Annotated in this window: 21 protein-coding genes, 1 tRNA gene and 1 pseudogene; 18 read left to right on the top strand and 5 right to left on the bottom strand. The window is 69.6% G+C overall.

The features are described from left to right. Positions 1-3 precede the first annotated feature (3 nt). From ACFYZZ_RS14105 to ACFYZZ_RS14155, 11 genes and pseudogenes are all read left to right on the top strand, one after another. The gene (locus tag ACFYZZ_RS14105) at positions 4-1,164 is read left to right on the top strand and encodes an acyl-CoA dehydrogenase family protein (protein ID WP_389175150.1); all 1,161 of its coding nucleotides are present in this window, start codon (positions 4-6) and stop codon (positions 1,162-1,164) included. A gap of 236 nt (positions 1,165-1,400) precedes the next feature. Beyond that, positions 1,401-2,141 carry a class I SAM-dependent methyltransferase gene (locus ACFYZZ_RS14110; protein ID WP_389175153.1) on the top strand — a complete coding sequence of 247 codons (741 nt, stop codon included), beginning with the start codon at positions 1,401-1,403 and terminating at the stop codon, positions 2,139-2,141. Positions 2,142-2,277: 136 nt separating this feature from the next. After that, positions 2,278-2,769 carry a hypothetical protein gene (locus ACFYZZ_RS14115; protein ID WP_389175156.1) on the top strand — a complete coding sequence of 164 codons (492 nt, stop codon included), beginning with the start codon at positions 2,278-2,280 and terminating at the stop codon, positions 2,767-2,769. A 24-nt stretch (positions 2,770-2,793) separates the two neighbouring features. Beyond that, positions 2,794-3,000 (top strand): annotated as a pseudogene (locus ACFYZZ_RS14120) (NUDIX hydrolase); the annotation flags it as partial. A 246-nt stretch (positions 3,001-3,246) separates the two neighbouring features. Then, positions 3,247-3,720 (top strand): hypothetical protein, encoded by a 474-nt coding sequence (locus ACFYZZ_RS14125; RefSeq protein WP_389175159.1) that lies wholly within the window; start codon positions 3,247-3,249, stop codon positions 3,718-3,720. 258 nt (positions 3,721-3,978) lie between these two features. Next, positions 3,979-5,025 carry an ABC transporter substrate-binding protein gene (locus tag ACFYZZ_RS14130; protein WP_389175162.1) on the top strand — a complete coding sequence of 349 codons (1,047 nt, stop codon included), beginning with the start codon at positions 3,979-3,981 and terminating at the stop codon, positions 5,023-5,025. Positions 5,026-5,072: 47 nt separating this feature from the next. Next, positions 5,073-5,894 carry a siderophore-interacting protein gene (locus tag ACFYZZ_RS14135; protein ID WP_389175164.1) on the top strand — a complete coding sequence of 274 codons (822 nt, stop codon included), beginning with the start codon at positions 5,073-5,075 and terminating at the stop codon, positions 5,892-5,894. Positions 5,895-6,007: 113 nt separating this feature from the next. After that, positions 6,008-7,450: a lysine decarboxylase DesA gene (desA, locus tag ACFYZZ_RS14140; protein WP_389175167.1), complete on the top strand. Its 1,443-nt coding sequence runs from the start codon at positions 6,008-6,010 to the stop codon at positions 7,448-7,450. Beyond that, the gene (locus tag ACFYZZ_RS14145; protein WP_389175170.1) at positions 7,434-8,720 is read left to right on the top strand and encodes a lysine N(6)-hydroxylase/L-ornithine N(5)-oxygenase family protein; all 1,287 of its coding nucleotides are present in this window, start codon (positions 7,434-7,436) and stop codon (positions 8,718-8,720) included. Before desA ends, ACFYZZ_RS14145 begins: the two co-directional genes overlap by 17 nt. Continuing rightward, positions 8,717-9,259: a GNAT family N-acetyltransferase gene (locus ACFYZZ_RS14150; protein ID WP_389175173.1), complete on the top strand. Its 543-nt coding sequence runs from the start codon at positions 8,717-8,719 to the stop codon at positions 9,257-9,259. Before ACFYZZ_RS14145 ends, ACFYZZ_RS14150 begins: the two co-directional genes overlap by 4 nt. Beyond that, complete coding sequence (locus ACFYZZ_RS14155) at positions 9,256-11,025, top strand: IucA/IucC family protein (protein ID WP_389175175.1); 1,770 nt, start codon at positions 9,256-9,258, stop codon at positions 11,023-11,025. Before ACFYZZ_RS14150 ends, ACFYZZ_RS14155 begins: the two co-directional genes overlap by 4 nt. Positions 11,026-11,079: 54 nt before the next feature. Here the strand turns inward: ACFYZZ_RS14155 and ACFYZZ_RS14160 are convergent, their stop codons facing one another. Then, complete coding sequence (locus ACFYZZ_RS14160) at positions 11,080-12,681, bottom strand: beta-N-acetylhexosaminidase (RefSeq protein WP_389175177.1); 1,602 nt, start codon at positions 12,679-12,681, stop codon at positions 11,080-11,082. 62 nt (positions 12,682-12,743) lie between these two features. Between ACFYZZ_RS14160 and ACFYZZ_RS14165 the strand changes: the two genes are divergently transcribed. Further along, the gene (locus tag ACFYZZ_RS14165) at positions 12,744-13,625 is read left to right on the top strand and encodes a DUF4429 domain-containing protein (RefSeq protein WP_389175180.1); all 882 of its coding nucleotides are present in this window, start codon (positions 12,744-12,746) and stop codon (positions 13,623-13,625) included. 25 nt (positions 13,626-13,650) lie between these two features. Here ACFYZZ_RS14165 and ACFYZZ_RS14170 read toward each other — a convergent pair whose 3' ends face one another. Beyond that, positions 13,651-15,219, bottom strand: a complete 1,569-nt coding sequence (locus tag ACFYZZ_RS14170; RefSeq protein WP_389175182.1) for a fibronectin type III domain-containing protein — start codon at positions 15,217-15,219, stop codon at positions 13,651-13,653. A gap of 165 nt (positions 15,220-15,384) precedes the next feature. Here ACFYZZ_RS14170 and ACFYZZ_RS14175 point away from each other — a divergent pair, with 165 nt between their 5' ends. Together ACFYZZ_RS14175 and glmS are read left to right on the top strand one after the other, a co-directional pair. Next, positions 15,385-15,642, top strand: coding sequence for a hypothetical protein (locus ACFYZZ_RS14175; RefSeq protein ID WP_389175184.1), 258 nt, complete (start codon positions 15,385-15,387; stop codon positions 15,640-15,642). 38 nt (positions 15,643-15,680) lie between these two features. Continuing rightward, the gene (glmS, locus tag ACFYZZ_RS14180; protein ID WP_386580167.1) at positions 15,681-17,498 is read left to right on the top strand and encodes a glutamine--fructose-6-phosphate transaminase (isomerizing); all 1,818 of its coding nucleotides are present in this window, start codon (positions 15,681-15,683) and stop codon (positions 17,496-17,498) included. A 69-nt stretch (positions 17,499-17,567) separates the two neighbouring features. Here the strand turns inward: glmS and ACFYZZ_RS14185 are convergent, their stop codons facing one another. Continuing rightward, on the bottom strand, positions 17,568-18,128 hold the full coding sequence (locus ACFYZZ_RS14185) for a GPR1/FUN34/YaaH family transporter (protein WP_389175187.1): 561 nt from the start codon (positions 18,126-18,128) through the stop codon (positions 17,568-17,570). Positions 18,129-18,265: 137 nt separating this feature from the next. Further along, positions 18,266-18,793 carry a universal stress protein gene (locus ACFYZZ_RS14190; protein WP_389175190.1) on the bottom strand — a complete coding sequence of 176 codons (528 nt, stop codon included), beginning with the start codon at positions 18,791-18,793 and terminating at the stop codon, positions 18,266-18,268. A 315-nt stretch (positions 18,794-19,108) separates the two neighbouring features. Here ACFYZZ_RS14190 and ACFYZZ_RS14195 point away from each other — a divergent pair, with 315 nt between their 5' ends. The 4 genes from ACFYZZ_RS14195 to ACFYZZ_RS14210 all read left to right on the top strand — a co-directional run bounded on the left by ACFYZZ_RS14195 (position 19,109) and on the right by ACFYZZ_RS14210 (position 21,909). Beyond that, the gene (locus ACFYZZ_RS14195) at positions 19,109-19,366 is read left to right on the top strand and encodes a hypothetical protein (protein WP_389175193.1); all 258 of its coding nucleotides are present in this window, start codon (positions 19,109-19,111) and stop codon (positions 19,364-19,366) included. Positions 19,367-19,744: 378 nt separating this feature from the next. Continuing rightward, complete coding sequence (locus ACFYZZ_RS14200; protein WP_386580171.1) at positions 19,745-20,965, top strand: helix-turn-helix domain-containing protein; 1,221 nt, start codon at positions 19,745-19,747, stop codon at positions 20,963-20,965. A gap of 161 nt (positions 20,966-21,126) precedes the next feature. Further along, a complete protein-coding gene (gene orn / locus ACFYZZ_RS14205) occupies positions 21,127-21,729 on the top strand; it encodes an oligoribonuclease (RefSeq protein ID WP_386580173.1) in 603 nt (200 codons plus the stop codon). Positions 21,730-21,836: 107 nt separating this feature from the next. Continuing rightward, positions 21,837-21,909: transfer RNA gene (locus ACFYZZ_RS14210), tRNA-His, on the top strand. Positions 21,910-22,012: 103 nt separating this feature from the next. Here the strand turns inward: ACFYZZ_RS14210 and ACFYZZ_RS14215 are convergent. After that, a complete protein-coding gene (locus ACFYZZ_RS14215) occupies positions 22,013-23,068 on the bottom strand; it encodes a LacI family DNA-binding transcriptional regulator (RefSeq protein WP_389175197.1) in 1,056 nt (351 codons plus the stop codon). Between the last annotated feature and the right edge of the window lie 20 nt (positions 23,069-23,088).

Here is a 23,088-nt window from a genome sequence, read left to right on the forward strand (position 1 = left end):
ACCATGGACCACCGACTCTCCCCCGAACTCGAAGAACTCCGCCGCACGGTGGAGGAGTTCGCCCACGACGTCGTGGCGCCGAAGATCGGTGACTTCTACGAGCGGCACGAGTTCCCGTACGAGATCGTCCGCGAGATGGGCCGCATGGGCCTGTTCGGGCTGCCGTTCCCGGAGGAGTACGGCGGCATGGGCGGCGACTACCTGGCCCTCGGTATCGCCCTGGAGGAACTGGCCCGCGTCGACTCGTCCGTGGCCATCACCCTGGAGGCGGGCGTCTCGCTGGGCGCCATGCCGCTGCACCTGTTCGGCACCGAGGAGCAGAAGCGCGAGTGGCTCCCCCGCCTGTGCACGGGCGAGATCCTGGGCGCGTTCGGCCTGACGGAGCCGGACGGCGGCTCGGACGCCGGGGCCACCCGCACCACGGCCCGCCTGGACCCCGACACCGACGAGTGGGTCATCAACGGCACGAAGTGCTTCATCACCAACTCCGGCACGGACATCACGGGGTTGGTGACGGTCACGGCGGTCACCGGCCGGGGGCCGGACGGCCGGCCGCAGATCTCGGCGATCATCGTCCCGTCCGGCACCCCCGGTTTCACGGTCGCCGCCCCCTACTCGAAGGTCGGCTGGAACGCCTCCGACACCCGCGAACTCTCCTTCCAGGACGTCCGTGTCCCCGCCGCCAACCTGCTCGGCGAGGAGGGCCGGGGCTACGCCCAGTTCCTGCGCATCCTCGACGAGGGCCGCATCGCCATCGCAGCGCTCGCGACCGGCCTGGCCCAGGGCTGTGTCGACGAGTCCGTCAAGTACGCCAAGGAACGCCACGCCTTCGGCCGACCCATCGGCGCCAACCAGGCCATCCAGTTCAAGATCGCGGACATGGAGATGAAGGCCCACACGGCCCGCCTCGCCTGGCGCGACGCGGCCAGCCGCCTGGTCTCGGGCGAACCCTTCAAGAAGGAAGCCGCTCTCGCCAAGCTCTACTCCTCCACGGTCGCCGTCGACAACGCCCGCGACGCCACCCAGATCCACGGCGGCTACGGCTTCATGAACGAGTATCCGGTGGCCCGCATGTGGCGCGACTCCAAGATCCTGGAAATCGGCGAGGGCACCAGCGAGGTCCAGCGGATGCTGATCGCCCGGGAGTTGGGGCTGGTGGGCTGAGGTAGCTCCGCTCTTACGCAGCAACCAACTGCCCGCGCGGACGGAGGCGGCCCACCCCTTGCTCCCAGGCTGGGGGCGGGCCGCGTCAGCCGTGGGCGCTGGTCAGCGGGCAGCGCGGATCATCACCGTGAGGACCGGCGAGGCCTCTGACGGCTAGGGCTCGTCCGGCGGATCATGGGCCGGCCAGTGCCCTAATCGTGTTGACCGCCCCCGGCAGGCAGTGCTGGAGTCGGCACGTGGACAGCATCCCCGCCAACAGGCGGCTCTGGAACCGGATCAGCAGCGCCTACCAGCAAGAGCACGACCCGCAAATCGGCGCCGCACCCCGGCTGTGGGGCATGTACTCCATCCCCGACGCGCACCTGCATGCCCTGGGCGACGTCACCGGCAAGCGCGTCCTCGAACTCGGCTGCGGCGCCGGCCAGTGGTCCAGGGCGCTCGCCGCCGAGGGCGCCACCGTGGTCGGGCTCGACCTGTCCGAAGCCCAACTCGCCGCAGCGGCCCGCGCGATGGGAGCGGCCCGCTACCCGCTGGTGCAAGGCGCCGCCGAGCAACTCCCCTTCGCCGCCGACAGCTTCGACCTGGTGTTCTGCGACTTCGGTGGGCTCAGCTGGGCACCCCCGCACCTGGCCGTCCCGCAGGCCGCACGCATCCTGCGCCGCGGTGGGCGCCTGGTGTTCAACGTCGCCAGCCCATGGTTCGAAGCCTGCTACGACGAAGCCGCCAGCCGCGTGACCACGACGCTGCAGCAGGACTACTTCGGGCTGAACACCATCGCCGAAGACGACGGCGCGACCAGCTATCAGCTCACCTACGGCGACTGGGTCAAGGTCCTGCGCGGCGCGGGTCTCATCATCGACGACCTCATCGAGCCGCGGCCCGAACTCGGAACACCCAACGGCTACAACGAAACCGACCCACCCGACTGGGCACACCGCTGGCCGGCGGAACTGCTCTGGGTAACCCACAAACCGTAAGTGCCGCCGCGCCGAGACGTGAAGGCATCCCCTCGCCGGGCAGGCCCAGGGCCTGTCGGGCCGATCATGTGGCTGATCCGAGCACCGGTCCGATCCGGGAGGTCGGGAAACCGGGAAGCGCCGGGCCGGGGGATTCTTGGCACGGCTCGTCGTGCGTCTCAACGAGGACTGGTACGACCTGGCGGTTTCCTCGGGCCTTCTCGACCACCGGCGCGAGTTCCTCGTCCTGCTTCCCCACGGCACCCACACGCACCAAGCCGTCCTGCACAAGCGGAACCAGCACTATGGCCGCCGTGCCGCACCGGCGGTCTGGACCCGGGTCCGGCTCTTGGACCGCTGGGACATCATGGGCCGGGGTGCGGCATCGGCGTTCCTCGGCATACGTGCCGGCCACCCGGGCTTCGGCATGATGGCACTCGACAGCAGCGTGTACATCAGCTGCTCGACCGGCGAGATCGGTGTCGACGTGCTCGCGGTGCGTCACCCGGACCGCTCTGCGAACATCCTGCAGCAGCTGGAATGGTACGCACATTGGGAATATCCCCGCGCCGACAAGGAGTTGCAGAAGCGGATCGCCGTCTGGCTCGCGGGCCGCGCACCGAGCGCCGTCAGCCGTTCCGACCGATGACCACGCGGCCCCCGGCGGCGAGGTCGGCAAGTCGTCGCCCGCGACGATCACGGACAGGTCGCCATCCTGACCGCAGAATTCCCCCAGCACGGGGGCGAGTACCTGTTCGTTCCCGGAGGCAAGGCGGAGTCCGGCGAGACGCCGGAACAGTGCGCCCGCCGCGAACTCCTTGAAGAGGCCGGCATCACCGCCAAGTCGTGGCGGGGCACAGGGCGGCGCCGGAGGCGATGACCTCGGCGTGTCGGCTCTGACGCTTCCTCGGCGGCGCAGAGGACCGTTCGAGGCGCAGTATTACTCCTCCCGGGTAGCAATCAGGACCGGCGCGAATCGGCCTCGGCCCCGGTGGAATCTACGACCCGACCACCGCCGCCGAACGCGTCCAGGGCGTCCACGGGTCTGCCCGGTCTCTGCCCCGGTGGGCAGATGCCCCTCGGCGCTGCGCGGCCTCGTGCTCGGAAACGAGAGGAACGAAAGCGGATGCAAACCAAGTGCGGGGGCTTCACCTGGGTCGGCAGAAGCCTCGCCGTGGCGACCGGAGCCCTTCTCGCCGCGGGTCTCATCGCCCCGACCGCGATGGCCCAGAGCGGCCCCGTCGGTGGCGAGAAGTGCAAGTCGGCACGCACCATCAGTTCCGAGGTCAAGGACTTCGGGAACTTCAACCCGACCGAGATCCACGTGGCAACGAACACGAAGGGGGACGCCTACCTCAATGACAGCCGGAACCCGGGTGTCTGGGTGAACCTCGACTCCATCGCCGGCACCCCGTCCTGCGTGGTGGGCAGCTCCGTGGGGATCGACGAGAGCCCCGAGGACGTCTACGTGACCCTGCTGGCCTCGACCGGGGTGGCCTACGAGGCCGTCTGCCGCCTGACCGCCACTCCGTTCGACGCGTCGAACCTGGTGGCGGCGTGCGGCACCGGGTTCGCCCCGGTTCCCGGCACGCCCGTGTGATACCCCTCAGCCGCCCTCAGCGCCTCGCCCCTCAGGTGCGCGGGGGCGCTGAGGGCGGCTTCGACGTACGGATGCGGGGGCCTTTCGGGTTGTCGAAGTGAGCGCGCCCTGGCGCCAACGGCTGTGCGGAGGAGGGCGGTTCACGCCCGAACGCCGCGGGCGACCAGGACCACCCCCTGGACAAGTACTGAGGTTAGGCTAACCTACCTTCGAACTTGTCCGGCGGGCGCTCCGCCCCGTTCGAAAGCAGTCATACCCATGTCCAACGCCCGTGCCACCCACCTCACTCGCCGCGGCCTGCTCGCCGCGGGCGGCGCCCTCGGACTCGGCGCGGCACTCGCCGCCTGCGGGGACGACAAGGGGAAAGACTCGGACTCCGGGAAGGCGGCCGACAGCGGCAAGTCCGGCCCCTGGAGCTTCAAGGACGACCGCGGCACGACCGTGAAGCTGGACAAGGTCCCCGCGAACATCGTCGCATTCACCGGCGTCGGCGCCGCGCTGTACGACTACGGCATCCAGGTCAAGGGCGTATTCGGCCCAACGAAGACCAGCGCCGGCAGGGCCGATGTCCAGGCCGGCGACATGGACGTCAGCAAGCTGACGGTCCTCGGCAACACCTGGGGCCAGTTCAGCATCGAGAAGTACGCGGCCCTCGCGCCGGACGTGCTCATCACGACGATGTTCGACGGCGCCGGCACCCTCTGGTACGTCCCGGGCGAGTCCAAGAAGAAGATCGCCCAGCTGGCGCCCAGCGTCGGCATCTCCGCCTACGACCGTCAACTCACCCAGCCGCTGCAGCGCATGTGGGAGCTGGCCGAGTCGCTCGGCGCCGACATGAAGGCGGCCGCCGTCACCGACGCGAAGAAGCGGTTCGAGGATGCCGCCGCCCGGCTGCGCACCGCGGCCAAGGCCAGGCCCGGCATCAAGGTGCTGGCCGGTTCCGCGAGTGACGAGCTCTTCTACGTCTCCGGCACCAACCTCTCCATCGACCTGGAGTACTTCAAGGCCCTCGGCGTGAACTTCGTCGAGCCCCCGGAGAGCGCCAAGAAGCAGGGCGGCGGCTGGTACGAGTCGCTGAGCTGGGAGAATGTCGACAAGTACCAGGCCGACATCATCATGATGGACGACCGTTCCTCGACCATCCAGCCGGCCGACATCACCAAGGCCACCTGGAAGAAGCTGCCCGCGGTGAAGGCGGGTCAGGTCATCGCACGCTCGCCCGAGCCGATCCTGTCGTACGACAAGTGCGTACCGCTGCTGACGACCCTGGCGGAGGCCCTGGAAAAGGCCAAGAAGGTCAGCTGAACCCCTCCCCTCGCATCCCTTCCTGAATCCCAGCCTCAGGAGCCCCCATGACTACGGCCGTAGCCGCCCCGTTCCGGTTCTTTTCCCTTCAGGTCGTACGGACGAGGCGGCTCGGGCCGTCTCTGGTCCGGGTCACCTTCGCCGGTGCCGATCTGCACGCCTTCCACTCCGACGGGCGTGACCAGTCCCTGTCGCTCTTCCTGCCGCACCCGGGGCAGGCCGAACCCGTCGTACCGCTGGAGCTGGGGGACGGGTGGTGGCAGGGATGGCGCGAACTGCCCGACGACGTACGGGCGGTGATGCGCTCGTACACGCTGAGGGCGCTGCGCCGGGATCCCGACGAGATCGACATCGACTTCGTGCTGCACACGCCCGCCGGGCCCGCCTCCCGCTGGGCCTCCCGGGCCGCCGCCGGTGACCGGGTCCTGCTGCTCGGGCCGGCGATCGCGGACAACCGGGCGATCCGGTTCCGGCCGCCGGCCGACACGGATCTCGTCGTCCTCTGGGGCGACGAGAGCGCCGTGCCCGCCGCCACCGCCATCCTCGAGTCCCTCCCGGCCGGCACCCGCGTCCGCGCCTGGCTGGAGGTGCCGCACGCCGGTGACATCCAGGACGTGGCGACCGAGGCGGACGCGGAGGTCACGTGGCTCGTACGGCACGGCAGCTCCCCCGTGGCCGTCGACGCCGTACGGGACGCTCAACTCCCCGTCGCCGAACGGCCGTACGCGTGGATAGCCGGTGAGTCCGGGCGGGTGAAGGAACTGCGCCGGCACTTCGTCGGTGAGCGCGGGTTCGACCGGCGGCATGTCACCTTCGTCGGCTACTGGCGCCAGGGCATGACAGAGGAACAGCTCCGCGCCGCCGAGTAACTCCCTTTGAAGTGACGCAGTCACGGCACAGGCATGCCTTGACCCATGGAACTTAGGTTAGGCTAACCTAAGTTCATCACCCCGCACGGACAGTCCCCTCGGAGGACCCCCACATGCGCTCGCACCTGCTCAATGGCCTCACCGCGGAGCACTACCGCCGCTCCGTGACCGAAGGAGTCGAGCGGGTGGCGGCCAAACTCGCCACCACCGACCGTCCGTTCACCGGCGTCTCCGTGGACGCCCTCGCCCCTCGCATCGACGCGATCGACCTCGACCGGCCACTGGGCGACTCCGCCGCGGTCCTCGACGAGCTGGAGGACCTCTACCTCCGGGACGCGATCTACTTCCACCACCCCCGCTACCTCGCCCACCTCAACTGCCCGGTCGTCATCCCGGCGGTGCTCGGCGAGGCCGTGCTCTCCGCCGTCAACTCCTCGCTCGACACCTGGGACCAGTCCGCCGGCGGCACCCTCATCGAGCGCAAGCTGATCGACTGGACGGCCGAGCGCATCGGCCTCGGCCCCGCCGCCGACGGCGTGTTCACCTCCGGCGGCACCCAGTCCAACCTCCAGGCGCTGCTGCTGGCCCGGGAGGAAGCCAAGAGCGATTCGATCCCCGAACTGCGCATCTTCGCCTCCGAGGTCAGCCACTTCAGCGTGAAGAAGTCGGCGAAACTGCTCGGGCTGAGCCCGGAATCCGTGGTCTCCATCCCGGTGGATCACGACAAGCGCATGCAGACCCTCGCCCTCGCCCACGAGCTGGAGCGCTGCAAGAAGGACGGCCTCGTCCCCATGGCCGTCGTCGCCACCGCCGGTACCACCGACTTCGGGTCCATCGACCCGCTGCCGGAGATCGCGGAGCTGTGCGCCCAGTTCGGGGCCTGGATGCACGTGGACGCGGCCTACGGCTGCGGTCTGCTCGCCTCGCTCAGGCACCGGGACCGCATCGACGGCATCGAGCGCGCCGACTCGGTCACCGTCGACTACCACAAGTCCTTCTTCCAGCCAGTGAGTTCCTCCGCCGTGCTGGTCCGGGACGCCGCCACCCTGCGCCACGCCACCTACCACGCGGAGTACCTGAACCCGCGCCGCATGGTGCAGGAGCGCATCCCCAACCAGGTCGACAAGTCCCTGCAGACCACCCGCCGCTTCGACGCCCTCAAGCTGTGGATGACGCTGCGGGTGATGGGCGCCGACGGCATCGGCGAACTGTTCGACCAGGTGTGCGAGCTGGCCCAGGAGGGCTGGAAGCTGCTCTCCGCCGACCCCCGTTACCACGTCGTCGTGGAGCCCTCGCTCTCCACCCTCGTCTTCCGCTACATCCCGACGGCCGTCACCGACCCGGCCGAGATCGACCGCGCCAACCTGTATGCCCGGGGGGCCCTGTTCGCCTCCGGCGACGCCGTGGTCGCGGGCACCAAGGTCGGCGGCCGCCACTACCTGAAGTTCACCCTGCTCAATCCCGAGACGACGACGGCCGACATCGCCGCCGTCCTCGACCTGATCGCCGGCCACGCCGAGCAGTACCTGGGAGAGTCCCTTGACCGCGCGTCCTGAAGCCCCGACCAAGACCTACGACTTCGTGGGGATCGGGCTCGGCCCCTTCAACCTCGGGCTCGCCTGCCTCACCGAGCCGATCGCCGAACTGGACGGAGTCTTCCTGGACTCCAAGCCCGGCTTCGAGTGGCACGCGGGCATGTTCCTCGACGGTGCCCATCTGCAGACCCCGTTCATGTCGGACCTGGTCACACTGGCCGACCCGACCTCGCCGTACTCCTTCCTCAACTACCTGAAGGAGAAGGGCAGACTGTACCCGTTCTACATCCGCGAGAACTTCTATCCCCTGCGCGTGGAGTACGACGACTACTGCCGCTGGGCGGCGGGCAAGCTCGGCAGCGTCCGCTTCAACACCACGGTCACCGAGGTGACATACGCGGAGGAGCGGTACGTCGTCCGCACCCAGGGCGGGGAGACGTTTCACGCCCGGCACCTGGTGCTCGGCACGGGAACGGTCCCCTTCGTCCCGCAGCCGTGCCGCGACCTGGGCGGCGACGTCATCCACACCTCCCAGTACATGCACCGCAAGGCGGAGCTGCAGGGCAAGAAGTCCATCACCGTCGTCGGCAGCGGACAGAGCGCGGCAGAGATCTACTACGAGCTGCTCTCCGAGATCGACGTCCACGGCTACGACCTCAACTGGGTCACCCGCTCCCCACGCTTCTTCCCCCTCGAATACACCAAGCTGACGCTGGAGATGACCTCTCCGGACTACATCGACTACTTCCGTGCGCTGCCCGAGGAGACCCGCTACCGGCTGGAGAAGCAGCAGAAGGGCCTGTTCAAGGGCATCAACTCGGACCTGATCGACGCGATCTTCGACCTGCTCTACCAGAAGAACGTCGAAAGCGGCGACCGCCCGGTCCCCACCCGGCTGCTCACCAACTCCTCCCTGAAGAGCGCCGTTCACGAGGACGGCTCCTACACGCTCGGCTTCCACCAGGACGAGCAGGACAAGGACTTCGAGATCCGCACCGAGGGACTGGTGCTGGCCACCGGCTACCACTACGAGCCCCCGGCCTTCCTCGCCCCGCTGCGCGACCGGCTCCGCTTCGACGGCCACGGCCGCTTCGACGTCGCCCGCAACTACGCGATCGACGTGACGGGCCGCGGCGTCTTCCTGCAGAACGCCGGCGTCCACACCCACAGCATCACCAGCCCCGACCTGGGCATGGGCCCGTACCGGAACGCGTACATCATCCGTGAGCTGCTCGGCACGGAGTACTACCCGGTCGAGAAGACCATCGCCTTCCAGGAGTTCGCAGTATGACCAGCCCGACGACCACGACCTTCACGTTCCGCCCCCTCGACCCCCTGAAGGACGCCGAGCTGCTGCACTCCTGGGTCACCCACCCCAAGGCCGCCTTCTGGATGATGCAGGACGCGAAACTGGAGGACGTCGAGCGGGCCTACATGGAGATCGCCGCCGACGAGCACCACCACGCCCTGCTCGGGCTGCGGGACGGTGTGCCCGCCTTCCTGATGGAGGTATACGACCCCGCCCACCGGGAGCTGGTCGGCCTGTACGAGCCGCGGCCCGGTGATGTCGGCATGCACTTCCTCACGCCCGCGACCGACATGCCCGTGCACGGGTTCACGCGGGCCGTCATCACCGCCGTCCTGGCCCACCTCTTCGAGGACCCGGAGGTGGAGCGGGTGGTCGTCGAGCCCGACGTGCGCAACAAGGCCGTGCACGCCCTGAACGAGGCCGTCGGGTTCGTGCCCGAGCGGGAGATACGGAAGCCGGAGAAGCGGGCGTTGCTGAGCTTCTGCACGCGGGAGCAGTTCGCGAAGGCGGTGGCGGCATGAGCCTCCCCGACGCCGTGGCCCATCTGTCCCCGGAGCGCTGGGACACCGCCAACCGGCTGCTGGTGCGCAAGGCGCTCGCCGAGTTCGCGCATGAGCGGCTGATCACGCCGGAACGGGAGGGCGAGCGGTACGTCGTCCGCAGCGACGACGGGCTCACCGTCTACCGGTTCGCGGCCACCCTGCGCGACCTCGACCACTGGGCGGTCGACGCCGACTCGATCACCCGCCATCGGGCCGGAACCGAACTCCCCCTGGCCGCACTGGACTTCTTCGTCGAGCTGCGGCAGGCGCTGGAGCTGAGCGACGAGATCCTGCCCGTCTACCTGGAGGAGATCTCCTCCACCCTCTCCGGCACCTGCTACAAGCTGACCAAGCCGAAGGTCACCTCCGCCGAGCTGGCGGGGAGCGGCTTCCAGGCGATCGAGACCGGGATGACCGAGGGCCACCCCTGCTTCGTCGCGAACAACGGGCGGCTCGGCTTCGGCATCCACGAGTACCTGTCGTACGCCCCGGAGACCGCGAGCCCCGTCCGGCTGGTGTGGCTTGCCGCGCACCGCTCGCGGGCGGCGTTCACGGCGGGGGCCGGGATCGAGTACGAGGACTTCGTCCGGCAGGAGCTGGCGGCGGCCACCGTCGAGCGGTTCCACGGGACGCTCACGGAGCAGGGCCTTGACCCCGCCGACTACCTGCTCATACCCGTCCACCCCTGGCAGTGGTGGAACAAGCTCAGCGTCACCTTCGCCGCCGAGGTGGCCCGTCGGCACCTGGTGTGCCTGGGCGAGGGCGACGACGAGTACCTGGCCCAGCAGTCCATACGGACCTTCTTCAACACCTCCGACCCGCACAAGCACTATGTGAAGACGGCCCTGTCCGTCCTCAACATGGGCTTCATGCGCGGGCTTTCGGCCGCCTACATGGAGGCGACCCCGGCGATCAACGACTGGCTCGCCCAGCTCATCGAGGGCGACCCGGTGCTCAAGTCGACCGGCCTCGCGATCATCCGGGAGCGGGCGGCCGTCGGCTACCGGCATCTGGAGTACGAGCAGGCCACCGACCGCTACTCGCCGTACCGCAAAATGCTGGCCGCGCTGTGGCGGGAGAGCCCGGTGCCGTCGCTGCGGGAGGGCGAGTCCCTCGCGACGATGGCGTCCCTGCTGCACGTGGACCACGAGGGCGCCTCGTTCGCGGGCGCGCTGATCGAACGGTCGGGCCTCGCGCCCGCCGAGTGGCTGCGGCAGTACCTGCGGGCCTACTTCACCCCGCTGCTGCACAGCTTCTACGCCTACGACCTGGCCTTCATGCCGCACGGCGAGAACGTGATCCTCGTGCTGAAGGACGGTGCGGTCGAGCGGGCGATCTACAAGGACATCGCCGAGGAGATCGTCGTCATGGACCCGGACGCGGTGCTGCCGCCGGAGGTGCGGCGGATCCGTGTCGAGGTGCCCGAGGACCAGAAGCTGCTGTCGATCTTCACCGACGTCTTCGACTGCTTCTTCCGGTTCCTGGCCGCGAACCTCGCCGCCGAGGGGATCCTGGCGGAGGACGGTTTCTGGCGCACGGTCGCGGAGGTCACCCGTGAGTACCAGGAGGCGACACCGGAACTGGCGGACAAGTTCCGGCAGTACGACATGTTCGCCCCGGAGTTCGCGCTGTCCTGCCTGAACCGGCTCCAGTTGCGCAACAACCGGCAGATGGTGGACCTGGCGGATCCGTCCGGCGCGCTCCAGCTGGTCGGGAGCCTGAAGAACCCCATCGCCGGGTTCTGACAGACGGACGGGCACCCCTGAGTACGGTCCTCAGGGGTGCCCGTCGGACGTGGGTCAGCTCGCCGGCCAGGGCACCTGGGGCGACCTGTAGTAGGTGATCCCGAGGGCGGTCCAGCGCGGGCCCTGGGCCGCGAGGCGCACCTTGTAGCGGGCCCAGTCATGGGTGGCCGCCGGGGACCAGCCCAGCTCCGCCGCTCCCGCCAGGCGCGGGAAGGCCATGTACTCGATGTCGGCGGACTTGGTGAGCGTCTCGGACCACAGCGGCGCCTCGACGCCCTTGACGGCCGAGGCGGGTGCTCCGGGGAGGTAGGCGCCCGGGTTCCAGTCGTAGGAGCGCTTCACCTCCACGTAGCCCGCCCACTTGGTGCCCAGCGTGGTGTTCCTGGTGTACTTCATGTCGAGGTAGAGCCGGTCGGCCGGAGACAGGATCAGCCCGGTGCCGTTCTGGGCCGCCTTGGCCACCTGGGCCTTCTCGGCGGCGCTGGTGCCGTCCACGCCCCAGTACTGGGCGAGGGCGCCCTGGGCGGGGGTGGCGCCGGTCAACTGGTGCCAGCCGATGACCTTCTTGCCGTACTTGGCGACGATCGGCTGCACGCGGTTCATGAACTTCACGTAGTCGGCGTGGCTGGTGGAGTGCGCCTCGTCGCCGCCGATGTGCAGGTAGCGGCCCGGGGTGAGGGCAGCCAGCTCGCGGATGACGTCGTCCACGAAGGTGTACGTCACCTCCTTGGGCACGCACAGCGAGCTGAAGCCGACGTCGGTGCCGGTGTACAGCGGGGGTGCGGTGCCGTCGCAGTTGAGCTGCGCGTAGGAGGCGAGGGCCGCGTTGGTGTGGCCGGGCATGTCGATCTCGGGGACGACCTCCAGGTAGCGGGAGCCTGCGTAGCGGACGATCTCCTGGTAGTCGGCCTTGGTGAAGTGGCCGCCGTGGCCGCCGCCGACCTGGGTGGAGCCGCCGTAGGTGGCCAGGCGCGGCCAGGAGTCGACGGCGATGCGCCAGCCCTGGTCGTCGCTGAGGTGCAGATGCAGCCTGTTGATCTTGTAGAGGGCCAGCTGGTCGATGTAGCGCTTGACCTGGGCGACCGTGAAGAAGTGCCGGGAGACGTCCAGCATGGCGCCGCGGTAGCCGTAGCGCGGGTGGTCCTCGATGGTGCCGCCGGCGATCCGCCAGGGGCCGGGCTGGACGGTCTTCTTCTCGATCGAGGCTGGGAGCAGCTGACGCAGGGTCTGGACGCCGTGGAAGAGGCCGGCCGGGGTGCGCGCGGTGAGGGAGACGCCGTGGGGTCCGCTGCTGAGGCGGTAGCCTTCGGCGCCGAACGGCCCGTCGGCCAGGTGGAGTCGGATGCCGCCGGTGCCCTGCGCGGTGAGCGGCAGCGGATAGCCGGTGGACGGGCGCAGGATGCCGGCGAGGTAGGCGCCGATCCGGCGGACCTCGGCCGAGTCGTCGACGCGGAGCTGGGTGGCGCGGGTGATGCGGTACGGGGATCCGGCGGGCCTGACCGAGGCGGGCGCGGGGACCACCCGGTCCAGCGGGGTCGTCGCGGCGGCGCTCGGGACGGGTGCGGCGCCGACGGTGAACACACCTGCGGCCGCCAGAAGCAGCAGGGACCCGAAGATCCGGGTGAGTCGGGGAGTCGTGCTGTGGTTCGGTCTCACATGCGCTCCCTTCGCGAGTGGTAAAGACCACTCTCCCGCAGATCCGGTGAAACAATCCCCGCATGGCGGAAATCATCCAGAAGGACGGCACCTGGACCTTCGACGGCGACGCCCTCAGGCTGACCCCGGGCCGGGACAGGAGCATCGGTCTGTTGCGCGGCACGCTGGGTGAACTCGTCGTACCACTGGGGGCGTTGGCGGGGGTCTCGTTCGAGCAGGGGAAGAAGTCCGGGCGGCTGAGGCTGCGGCTGCGTGACGGCGCCGACCCGCTGCTGCACGCCACCGGCGGCCGGCTCACCGAGCCGCACGACCCCTATCAGCTGACCGTGGAGTCCGACCGGTACGGCGTCGCCGAGTACTTCGCGGACGAGGTACGCAACGCCCTGCTGCTGGACGGGGTTTCACCTGACCCGGTCGACGGTTACCTGTTGCCGGGGCCGTCCGTGCCGCTGTCCGCCTCGGCCGGGGACGGCACGGCGGGCTTCGACGGCGAGCAGGTGCGGCTGGAGTGGAACTGGAAGACGGAGGACGCGAAGGCCGCCACCGGGCCCCGTACGATCCCGCTCAGCGAGATCACGGCCGTGGAGTGGCAGCCGGCGGCGGGCCTGGAGAACGGCCATCTGCGCTTCACCGTGCGCGGCGCGCCCGCCACCGCACCGCCGAAGTACGACCCCAACGCCGTCGAGCTGTGGGGCTTCAAGAGGGACCCGCTGATGGCCCTGGTCGCGGCCGCCGTACAGGCCCGGCTGCCGCACCCGTCGGCGCCGCCCGCCGAGACGGACGTACGCCCCGAGCCGCCGCGGCTCACGAAGGCGTCCCCCGCCGAGGACGATCACGACGCGCTGCTGCGGCGGCTGCGGGAGCTGGGCGAGCTGCACCGCTCGGGAGTGCTGACGGACGAGGAGTTCACCCTGGCCAAGCAGGCGGTCCTGCGACGCATGTAGCGGACCGCCTGCTGCCGAAGACGCCTTACTTGGCTCGGCGCGCCACCGTGAAGTGGTCGATCCGGTCACCGGTCTCGGCGATGCCCTGGACCTTCAGGGTGGTGTAGCGGCCCTTCGGCGCGGGGGTGACGTCCACGCGCAGGAAGGAGTAGTTCAGGTAGCGCACGCGCGACCAGGTGACGGTCTCGGGCTGCCGGGCGCCGTCCTTGAGGCAGATGAACGAGGACACGGAGTCGACCTCGTTCTCGTTGCCCTCGTAGGAGTCCGGGGCGGTGAAGGCGTACAGGCTGCGGCCCGCCGCACCGGCGGTGACGTAGACCACGCCCTCGGTCTCGGAGTAGGCGGTGCCGCCGATGGGCAGCTTCTTGGTGACCTCGCCGCCCTTGATGACGTCGGTGCGCTCGTACTGGTGGTTGTGGCCGTTGATGACCAGGTCCACCTGGTACTTGTCGAACAGCGGCACCCACTCCTGGCGCACGCCCCCCTCCGAGGCGTGCGCCTTGGACGTGCAGTACGCGCAGTGGTGGAAGAACACGATGACGAAGTCGATGTCGTCGCAGGCCCGGAACTTCTTCAGCTGGGCCTCGAACCACTTGGTCTGGGTTCCACCCGATATGCCCAGGTTCGCCGGGATCTCGAAGGAGATGTCGTTGGGGTCCAGCGAGATGATCGCCGTGTTGCCGTAGACGAACGAGTAGACGCCCGGGAGGTTCTCCGGGTCCGGGCCGTTGTCCGGGAGCGTCCAGCGGGCTTCCTCGCCGCCGTAGCCGTTGGGCGAGTACCAGGCCTCCATGTCGTGGTTTCCGTAGGAGACCATCCACGGGATCTGCTTGGCGACCGACTCGGTCTGGTACAGGAACTGGTCCCAGGTGCGCGAGTCGTACCCGGTGTCGGTGGTCTTGCCAGCACCGGACGGGTCGCCGTAGGCGATGTCGCCTGCGTGCAGGTGGAAGGCCGGGTTCTGGCCGAGGATCAGGCTGTCGTTGGCCAGGGCGTGGTAGCTGACGCCCTGGTCGCCGAAGGCGGTGAAGGTGAACGGTTCGCTGCGGGCGGGGGCGGTGGTGAAGGTGCCGAGGGTGCCCAGCAGGTGCCGCTCGGCCGGGTCGAAGCCGTCGTGGCCGACGCCGTAGTAGTACGTCCGGCCGGGGCGCAGGTGGGTGAGCTGGGCGTGCAGGTAGTACTGCGTGTGGTCGCCGCTCGCGCCGACACCGGCCGGGGTGTAGAGGCTGCGGACCTCGGCCTCGATCTTGCGGGAGAGGTCCCAGGGGTTGGCACCGATGCGGATGAAGGGGTTCTTGACGGCGACCGGGACCTGCCAGGAGACGGTCATCTCGGTGCGCGGGTCGGTGCCGTAGGCGAGGTGGCGGCCGAAGGGGGCGACGAGGGCGCCGTCGACCTCCTCGGCGGCGGAGGCGGTGCGCTGGGTCGGTACGGCGGCCTGGGCGGTGCCGCCCGCCACGAACGCGCCGCCGGTGACGGCGCCCAGAGTGACGGCACCGCCTCTGATCATGGTGCGCCGCGAGAATCTGGCGCGCAGGTACTCATGCTGCTCGGCCATGCTCATGCGCTCGGCCAGCTTCTCGGGTACTCCCATACGAGGAATGTCCATGGCGTCTGAAACTCGTGGGTCCGGGCGACGCAGCACAAGACGCAGGATGGACAGCTTGCGAACAGAGCCCCATGAGAGTTTCAACATGCACTTGCCCGGAATCGGGCACGATTCTTGCGAAACTCGCGCCGGTAGCCCAGGATCTACCGGGTGCACGAGGAACTTGTCGATCACCTGACGCGGTCCACGCCCCTGAACCGGGGCGAGGCGCTGCGGGTGATACAGGACGTGCTCGCCTACTTCGACGAGACGACGCAGGACTACGTCCGTCGCCGCCACCGAGAACTGCAGGCCCAGGGCCTGCAGAACACGGAGATCTTCGAACGGATCGAGGCGGACCTGAAATACCGGGCGGTCGCACCGCCGGAGCTGACGCTCCGGCAGCTGCGCCGCATGGTCTACGGCTGAGAACCAGCCAGGAACCACGGACTGAGGAATACCTATATATGTGCGGAATTGTCGGATACATCGGCAAGCGTGACGTGGCGCCCCTGCTCCTGGAGGGCCTGCAGCGCCTGGAGTACCGCGGCTACGACTCCGCGGGCATCGTCGTCACCTCCCCGAAGACGGCCGGCCTGAAGATGGTCAAGGCCAAGGGCCGGGTGCGCGACCTGGAGGCCAAGGTCCCCGCGCGCTTCAAGGGCACCACCGGTATCGCCCACACCCGCTGGGCCACCCACGGCGCCCCCTCCGACGTGAACGCCCACCCGCACATGTCGGCCGACCAGAAGGTCGCCGTCGTGCACAACGGCATCATCGACAACGCCGCCGACCTGCGCCGCAAGCTGGAGGCGGACGGTGTCGAGTTCCTCTCCGAGACCGACACCGAGGTGCTCGTCCACCTGATCGCCCGCTCGCAGGCCGAGAAGCTGGAGGACAAGGTCCGCGAGGCCCTCCGGGTCGTCGAGGGCACTTACGGCATCGCGGTGATGCACGCCGACTTCTCCGACCGCATCGTGGTGGCCCGCAACGGCTCCCCGGTCGTCCTCGGCATCGGCGAGAAGGAGATGTTCGTCGCATCGGACATCGCCGCCCTGGTCACCCACACCCGGCAGATAGTGACGCTGGACGACGGCGAGATGGCCACCCTCAAGGCCGACGACTTCCGCACCTACACCACCGAGGGCACCCGTACGACGGCCGAGCCGACCACCGTGGAGTGGGAGGCGGCCTCCTACGACATGGGCGGCCACGACACGTACATGCACAAGGAGATCCACGAGCAGGCCGACGCCGTGGACCGCGTGCTGCGCGGCCGCATCGACGACCGCTTCTCCACCGTGCACCTCGGCGGCCTGAACCTGGACGCCCGCGAGGCGCGCAAGATCCGCCGCGTGAAGATCCTCGGCTGCGGCACCTCGTACCACGCGGGCATGATCGGCGCCCAGATGATCGAGGAGCTGGCCCGCATCCCCGCCGACGCCGAGCCGGCCTCCGAGTTCCGCTACCGCAACGCGGTCGTGGACCCCGACACCCTCTACGTCGCGGTCTCCCAGTCCGGTGAGACGTACGACGTCCTCGCCGCCGTCCAGGAGCTGAAGCGCAAGGGCGCCCGGGTGCTCGGCGTGGTCAACGTGGTCGGCTCCGCGATCGCCCGCGAGGCGGACGGCGGCATCTATGTGCACGCCGGCCCCGAGGTGTGCGTGGTCTCCACGAAGTGCTTCACCAACACCACGGTCGCCTTCGCCCTGCTCGCCCTGCACCTCGGCCGCACCCGTGACCTCTCGGTCCGCGACGGCAAGCGGATCATCGAGGGCCTGCGCAGGCTGCCGGGGCAGATCGCCGAGATCCTGGAGCAGGAGGAGGAGATCAGGAAGCTGGCGGAGCAGTACGCCGACGCCCGCTCGATGCTCTTCATCGGCCGTGTCCGGGGCTACCCGGTGGCCCGCGAGGCCTCCCTGAAGCTCAAGGAGGTCTCCTACATCCACGCCGAGGCCTACCCCGCCTCCGAGCTGAAGCACGGCCCGCTGGCCCTCATCGAGCCCGCCCTGCCCACGGTGGCGATCGTCCCCGACGACGACCTGCTGGAGAAGAACCGCGCGGCCCTGGAGGAGATCAAGGCCCGCAGCGGCAAGATCCTCGCGGTGGCCCACCAGCGCCAGGAGAAGGCCGACGAGACGATCGTCGTCCCGAAGAACGAGGACGAGCTGGACCCGATCCTCATGGGCATCCCGCTGCAGCTGCTGTCGTACCACACGGCCAAGGTCCTGGGCCGCGACATCGACAAGCCGCGAAACCTCGCCAAGTCGGTGACGGTCGAGTAGTCGACCTCGACAGAACGGACCCCCCGCGTGTGCCACCTTCACGCGGGGGGTCCGTTCGTGCTGCTCGACTCAGCCGGCGGCCGTCACCCCCCGGCCCGCAGCACGCCCCGGAAGCGCCGTCGGCCAGTGGGCCAGCGCCGCCGTCGCCGCGTACCACGCCACCGCGCCGGAGACCGCGGCCACCCAGCCGCCGACCTTCGCGAGGGAGGAGCTGTCGGCGAAGGCCGCGACGGCGAGCACCAGCATCGCCAGGAACAGCAGCCCGTGCATGACCTGGCCCAGGGTGTCCCCGCCCGCGAGGGTCAGGGTGAGCGCCACGAGGGCGAACAACAGCAGGAACAGGCCGGCCGCGTTGGCCGACGCCTGACCCGCGACGGCCCAGGTGAACCAGAGCGCGCCGAGGGCGACGAAGCCGGTGCCGGAGGCGCTGTCACCGGCACGGAAGGCCAGGAGACCGATGAGGAAGAGGGCGACGCCGCCCACGTAATGAGCCAGTGACACGGCGTCGGATGCCCCCACGCCGTCGATCACGCCGGTGGTACCGAGCCCGAACGCCAACAGGGTGACACCCAGGGCGAGTCGGCCGACCACGGTGGTGTTTCCGCTTCCCGCGGAGACGTCGTTGTCCACTGCGGGCTCCCTTCATGCATGTGCAGTTGCGCGGTGTCCCGTATATGCCCTTCACAAGGGCACAAACACCTCTACGCACGAGTAGTTTCGCGCTGCACCAAGGGAGTTGACAGAGTGTCGAAAGCTCGGGGAACGACTCAGGGGATGACGATGACGGGCCGCTTCGCGCGCTTGGCGAGCCGGCCGGCCACGGAGCCGAAGATCCGGCCCACGATGCCGTGCGTCGAGCCGACCACGATCGCGTCGGCCTCGTACTCCCGCCCCACCTCTTCGAGCTCGTGGCAGATGTCGCCGCCGCGCTCGACCAGGATCCAGGGCACCTCGGCCAGATAGTCCGCACAGGCCAGTTCCAGACCGAGCACCTCGGTGCGGTGGTCCGGCACGTCGACGAAGACGGGCGGCTCGCAGCCGGCCCACACCGTGGTGGGCAGCCGGTTGGCCACATGGACGATGATCAGGCCCGAGCCGGAGCGGTGGGCCATGCCGATGGCGTAGGCGAGGGCGCGCTCGCTGGACGTCGAGCCGTCGAAGCCGACGACCACACCGTGCTTGAAGGCGGGGTCGCAGGAAGGGCTTGTCTCTTCCGCCGCGAGGGGCTCGGCCGCCGTGGGATCGGCGACGGGCCGCTTGCGGTCCGCGGGTTCGAAGAATTCGTGACCGGCCATGGCTGTCTCGGCGTTGTGATCCTTTGTGGGTGGGGGGTGACATCGGGTGGCGGAGCTGTGTCCGGGATTCGTCTTCCCAACCCCATACCCCCAAGGGTACGGCGGCACGCCTCCTCTGCCCAGATCCCGCACACGCTCCGTAAGCAGCCCCCCGGTGTCCGTAGGGGTTCCCCGGAGCATGCACGAGCAGCGCCCGTAACGCAATGGTTGCTGCCCCGTACAGGCGGTTTGCACAGGATTCCCGGAGTGACGGCCGGTGACCGACCGATCGAACAGGCGTTGAACCCGGTGAGTCACCGCCACAGGGAGTACGTGATGTCCGGACCCCGCCCCACCTCCGACCCGCACCCCGCCCCGGACACCACGAGCGACGTGATCCGCTGGGCGGCCTTCAGCTGTGTCCTCGTACCCGTGGTCCTCGTCTGGTACGGCACCTCGCTCGCCGGCGCGGCCGGCACCGCCTTCGGCCTCGCCGCCGTCACGGCCGCCTGCCGCGTCCTGCTACGACGGTCCGAGCGTTGCGCCGCGCAAAGAGGCGGACGTCACACCAGGGAGAAGACACCGGTCGACTGACCGGTTTTTGCGCCTCTGAACGCCTCTTTTCGGCCAACTTCTGGATACCCCCTTGAGGGGGTCCCGCCTCCCCCCCAACCCCCGTTCCACCTGCACGGAAAGGGTCTGAGCGGACCCGCGCACCCTACGCGGTTTGGCCACTGCGACAAGGCGCACTTCCCTGCACGGCCCACGAGTGCAACCCTTCGTGATCGAATGCTTCACGCCAAGTTGTCATGTCGACAATGTCCGGCGTGTCTAACTGGCCACCGTGAGACCGCGGTAGCCAGTAGATTCGATCTTGACTGTCTTACGGCGGGGGACTCGTGCAGGACCGAGGGGAAACGTGCAGGAGCGACACAACCGAGGAGCCGCGACCACCGAGGGGGGCTTAGCAGGATGAGCCACGACTCCACTGCCGCACCGGAAGCCGCGGCCCGGAAACTCTCCGGGCGACGCCGCAAGGAGATCGTCGCGGTGCTGCTGTTCAGCGGCGGCCCCATCTTCGAGAGTTCCATTCCGCTGTCGGTGTTCGGAATCGACCGCCAGGACGCCGGCGTGCCGCGCTACCGACTGCTGGTGAGCGCCGGCGAGGAAGGCCCACTGCGGACCACAGGGGGCCTGGAACTCACCGCACCGCATGGGCTCGAGGCGATCTCACGCGCAGGGACGGTCGTCGTACCGGCCTGGCGCTCGATCACCTCACCGCCGCCGGAGGAAGCGCTCGACGCGCTGCGCCGTGCGCATGAGGAGGGTGCCCGTATCGTCGGGCTGTGTACCGGGGCGTTCGTCCTGGCCGCGGCCGGACTGCTGGACGGCCGCCCGGCGACCACACACTGGATGTACGCACCGACGCTGGCCAAGCGCTATCCGTCGGTGCACGTGGATCCACGCGAACTGTTCGTCGACGACGGAGACGTACTGACCTCCGCCGGTACGGCCGCGGGGATCGACCTGTGTCTGCACATCGTGCGGACGGACCACGGCAACGAGGCGGCCGGCGCGCTGGCCCGCCGGCTGGTGGTCCCGCCGCGCCGCAGCGGCGGTCAGGAGCGCTACCTCGACAGGTCTTTACCAGAGGAGATCGGCGCCGACCCGCTCGCCGAGGTCGTCGCCTGGGCGCTGGAACACCTCCACGAGCAGTTCGACGTGGAGACACTGGCGGCACGCGCCTATATGAGCCGCCGTACGTTCGACCGCCGGTTCCGCTCGCTCACCGGCAGCGCACCGCTGCAGTGGCTGATCACCCAGCGGGTGCTGCAGGCGCAGCGGCTGCTGGAGACGTCGGACTACTCGGTGGACGAGGTGGCGGGCCGCTGCGGCTTCCGCTCACCGGTCGCGCTGCGCGGGCACTTCCGCCGCCAGCTCGGCTCGTCCCCCGCCGCCTACCGGGCCGCCTACCGCGCCCGGCGGCCGCAGGGCGAGCGGCCCGGTGACACCGAGCCGCCGATGACCCCGTCCGGCCCGACGGGCGCGCCCGTCGGCCTGCCCGGCCACGGCCCGATGGGCGCCCCGCCCGCCGTGCTGCACCCGGAGCGGGAGAGCGCGGTGCCGATGCAGAGCCGCCGCCAGACCGCGGGCGCGGTGAGCCTGCTGCCGGGGCCGCGCACCGGCCACTGACCGAGGCGCACACGGAGAGGGGGCGGGCACACACCCGCCCCCTCTTATCTGTCTCGTCTTCTCTGTCTCGCCGTGTCCCCGCCCGGGGGCGGCGGTCCCCGGGCGAGTCCCGCATCGACGCGGGGCATCCCAAAAGCGGACGTCAGCTTTAGGGTGGTCGCATGAACGATCGCATGGTGTGGATCGACTGCGAGATGACCGGCCTCTCGCTGTCCGACGACGCTCTCATCGAGGTGGCCGCCCTCGTCACCGACTCCGAGCTGAACGTACTCGGCGAGGGGGTGGACATCGTCATCCGTCCGCCGGACTCGGCGCTGGAGACGATGCCGGAAGTGGTGCGTCAGATGCACACCGCGTCCGGCCTCCTCGACGAGCTGGCCGGGGGCACGACGCTGGCCGACGCCGAGGAACAGGTGCTGGCGTATGTACGCCAGTGGGTGAAGGAGCCCGGCAAGGCCCCGCTGTGCGGCAACTCCGTCGGCACCGACCGCGGCTTCCTGCTGCGGGACATGCCGACCCTGGAGGACTACCTCCACTACCGCATCGTGGACGTCTCCAGCATCAAGGAGCTGGCCCGCCGCTGGTACCCGCGGGCGTACTTCAACAGCCCGGAGAAGAACGGCAACCACCGCGCCCTCGCCGACATCCGCGAGTCGATCGCCGAGCTGCGCTACTACCGCGAGGCCGTGTTCGTCCCGCAGCCCGGACCGGACTCCGACACCGCCAAGGCGATCGCCGCCAAGCACGTCCTGCCCGCGCGGTAGGGCCACGTCGAAGGCCCCCGCGAAAACCTGTGCGCGAGCACCCCTTCGGACCCTGTAGACTTCTTCTCGGCCGGTCGGGGAAACCACCAAGTCGAAGACCGGTCATGGTGGGTGTAGCTCAGCTGGTAGAGCACCTGGTTGTGGTCCAGGATGCCGCGGGTTCGAGTCCCGTCACTCACCCTGTGTGATCAGCCGGTGACTCCGTCGCAAGACGGGTCACCGGCTGATTCGTTTTCGGCGTCCACCGCCCCTGGTCAGGGGCAGTCCCGCACCGTGACGGGCGTCACGACGACGCCCGCACCACCAGATCCGCCGGCAGCACCGCATGCCGCCGCTCCAATCCCCGGGACATGGCCGGGCGACGGTCGGCGATCTCCGTGAGCAGCAGGTCGATCATCGCGCGGCCCATCTCCTCGATGGGCTGGCGCACGCTGGTCAGCGGCGGGTCCATGTGGCGGGCGATGGCCGAGTCGTCGTAACCGACCAGTGCCACGTCGTCCGGGATCCGGCGGCCCGCCTCGCGCAGCACCTGGCGGGCGCCCGCCGCCATGACGTCGGAGCCGGCGAAGACCGCGTCCAGGTCGGGGTGGCGCTCCAGCAGCGTGGCCATCGCCCGCCGGCCGCCCTCCTCGGTGAAGTCCCCCGGCTCGACGAGGAGTTCGTCCACCTCCACGCCCGCCTCCCGCAGGGCGTCGCGGTAGCCGTCGACGCGGCGCTGGGCGCCGTAGACGTCGAGGCGGCCGGTGATGTGGGCGATCCTGCGGCGGCCCCGGGAGAGCAGGTGCTCCACGGCCGAGCGGCCGCCGCCATAGTTGTCCGAGTCCACCGAGGTGAGCGTCTCCCCGGCCGAGCGCGGACCGCTGATCACCGCCGGGATCTCCAGCTGGGCGAGCAGGTCGGGCAGCGGGTCGTCGGCGTGCACCGAGACCAGCAGCACCCCGTCCACCCGGTGGGCCGCCAGATACTGCGCAAGGCGCTGCCGCTCCCGGTCACTGCCCGCGAAGATCAGCAGCAGCTGCATCTCCGTCTCGGACAGTTCGCTGCCGACACCGCGCAGCATGTCCGAGAAGTACGGCTCCGCGAAGAACCGGGTCTCCGGCTCGGGGACGACCAGCGCGATGGCGTCGGTCCGGTTGGCCGCGAGGGCGCGGGCGGCCGTGTTGGGGACGTAGCCGAGTTCGGCGACCGCCGCCTCGACCGCCGCCCGGGTCGCCTCACTGACCCGGGGCGAGCCGTTGATCACCCGCGAGACCGTGCCCCGCCCGACCCCGGCCCGGGCGGCCACCTCCTCGAGCGTGGGCCGCCCACCGCTCCGGCCCCGCGCTCCGTGGCTTGCCATGGGATCCGCCTCCCTCGCAC

The organism is Streptomyces sp. NPDC001816 (assembly GCF_042892235.1).
Lineage (GTDB): Bacteria > Actinomycetota > Actinomycetes > Streptomycetales > Streptomycetaceae > Streptomyces.

Excerpts from the sequence above, each read along its gene's own strand:
- desA (WP_389175167.1), top strand. The coding sequence starts at position 6,008 with ATGCGCTCGCACCTGCTCAATGGCCTCACCGCGGAGCACTACCGCCGC.
- ACFYZZ_RS14105 (WP_389175150.1), top strand. The coding sequence starts at position 4 with ATGGACCACCGACTCTCCCCCGAACTCGAAGAACTCCGCCGCACGGTG.
- ACFYZZ_RS14200 (WP_386580171.1), top strand. The coding sequence starts at position 19,745 with ATGAGCCACGACTCCACTGCCGCACCGGAAGCCGCGGCCCGGAAACTC.
- ACFYZZ_RS14130 (WP_389175162.1), top strand. The coding sequence starts at position 3,979 with ATGTCCAACGCCCGTGCCACCCACCTCACTCGCCGCGGCCTGCTCGCC.
- ACFYZZ_RS14170 (WP_389175182.1), bottom strand. The coding sequence starts at position 15,219 with ATGGGAGTACCCGAGAAGCTGGCCGAGCGCATGAGCATGGCCGAGCAG.
- ACFYZZ_RS14195 (WP_389175193.1), top strand. The coding sequence starts at position 19,109 with ATGTCCGGACCCCGCCCCACCTCCGACCCGCACCCCGCCCCGGACACC.
- glmS (WP_386580167.1), top strand. The coding sequence starts at position 15,681 with ATGTGCGGAATTGTCGGATACATCGGCAAGCGTGACGTGGCGCCCCTG.
- ACFYZZ_RS14125 (WP_389175159.1), top strand. The coding sequence starts at position 3,247 with ATGCAAACCAAGTGCGGGGGCTTCACCTGGGTCGGCAGAAGCCTCGCC.
- orn (WP_386580173.1), top strand. The coding sequence starts at position 21,127 with ATGAACGATCGCATGGTGTGGATCGACTGCGAGATGACCGGCCTCTCG.
- ACFYZZ_RS14190 (WP_389175190.1), bottom strand. The coding sequence starts at position 18,793 with ATGGCCGGTCACGAATTCTTCGAACCCGCGGACCGCAAGCGGCCCGTC.
- ACFYZZ_RS14215 (WP_389175197.1), bottom strand. The coding sequence starts at position 23,068 with ATGGCAAGCCACGGAGCGCGGGGCCGGAGCGGTGGGCGGCCCACGCTC.
- ACFYZZ_RS14150 (WP_389175173.1), top strand. The coding sequence starts at position 8,717 with ATGACCAGCCCGACGACCACGACCTTCACGTTCCGCCCCCTCGACCCC.
- ACFYZZ_RS14135 (WP_389175164.1), top strand. The coding sequence starts at position 5,073 with ATGACTACGGCCGTAGCCGCCCCGTTCCGGTTCTTTTCCCTTCAGGTC.
- ACFYZZ_RS14165 (WP_389175180.1), top strand. The coding sequence starts at position 12,744 with ATGGCGGAAATCATCCAGAAGGACGGCACCTGGACCTTCGACGGCGAC.
- ACFYZZ_RS14155 (WP_389175175.1), top strand. The coding sequence starts at position 9,256 with ATGAGCCTCCCCGACGCCGTGGCCCATCTGTCCCCGGAGCGCTGGGAC.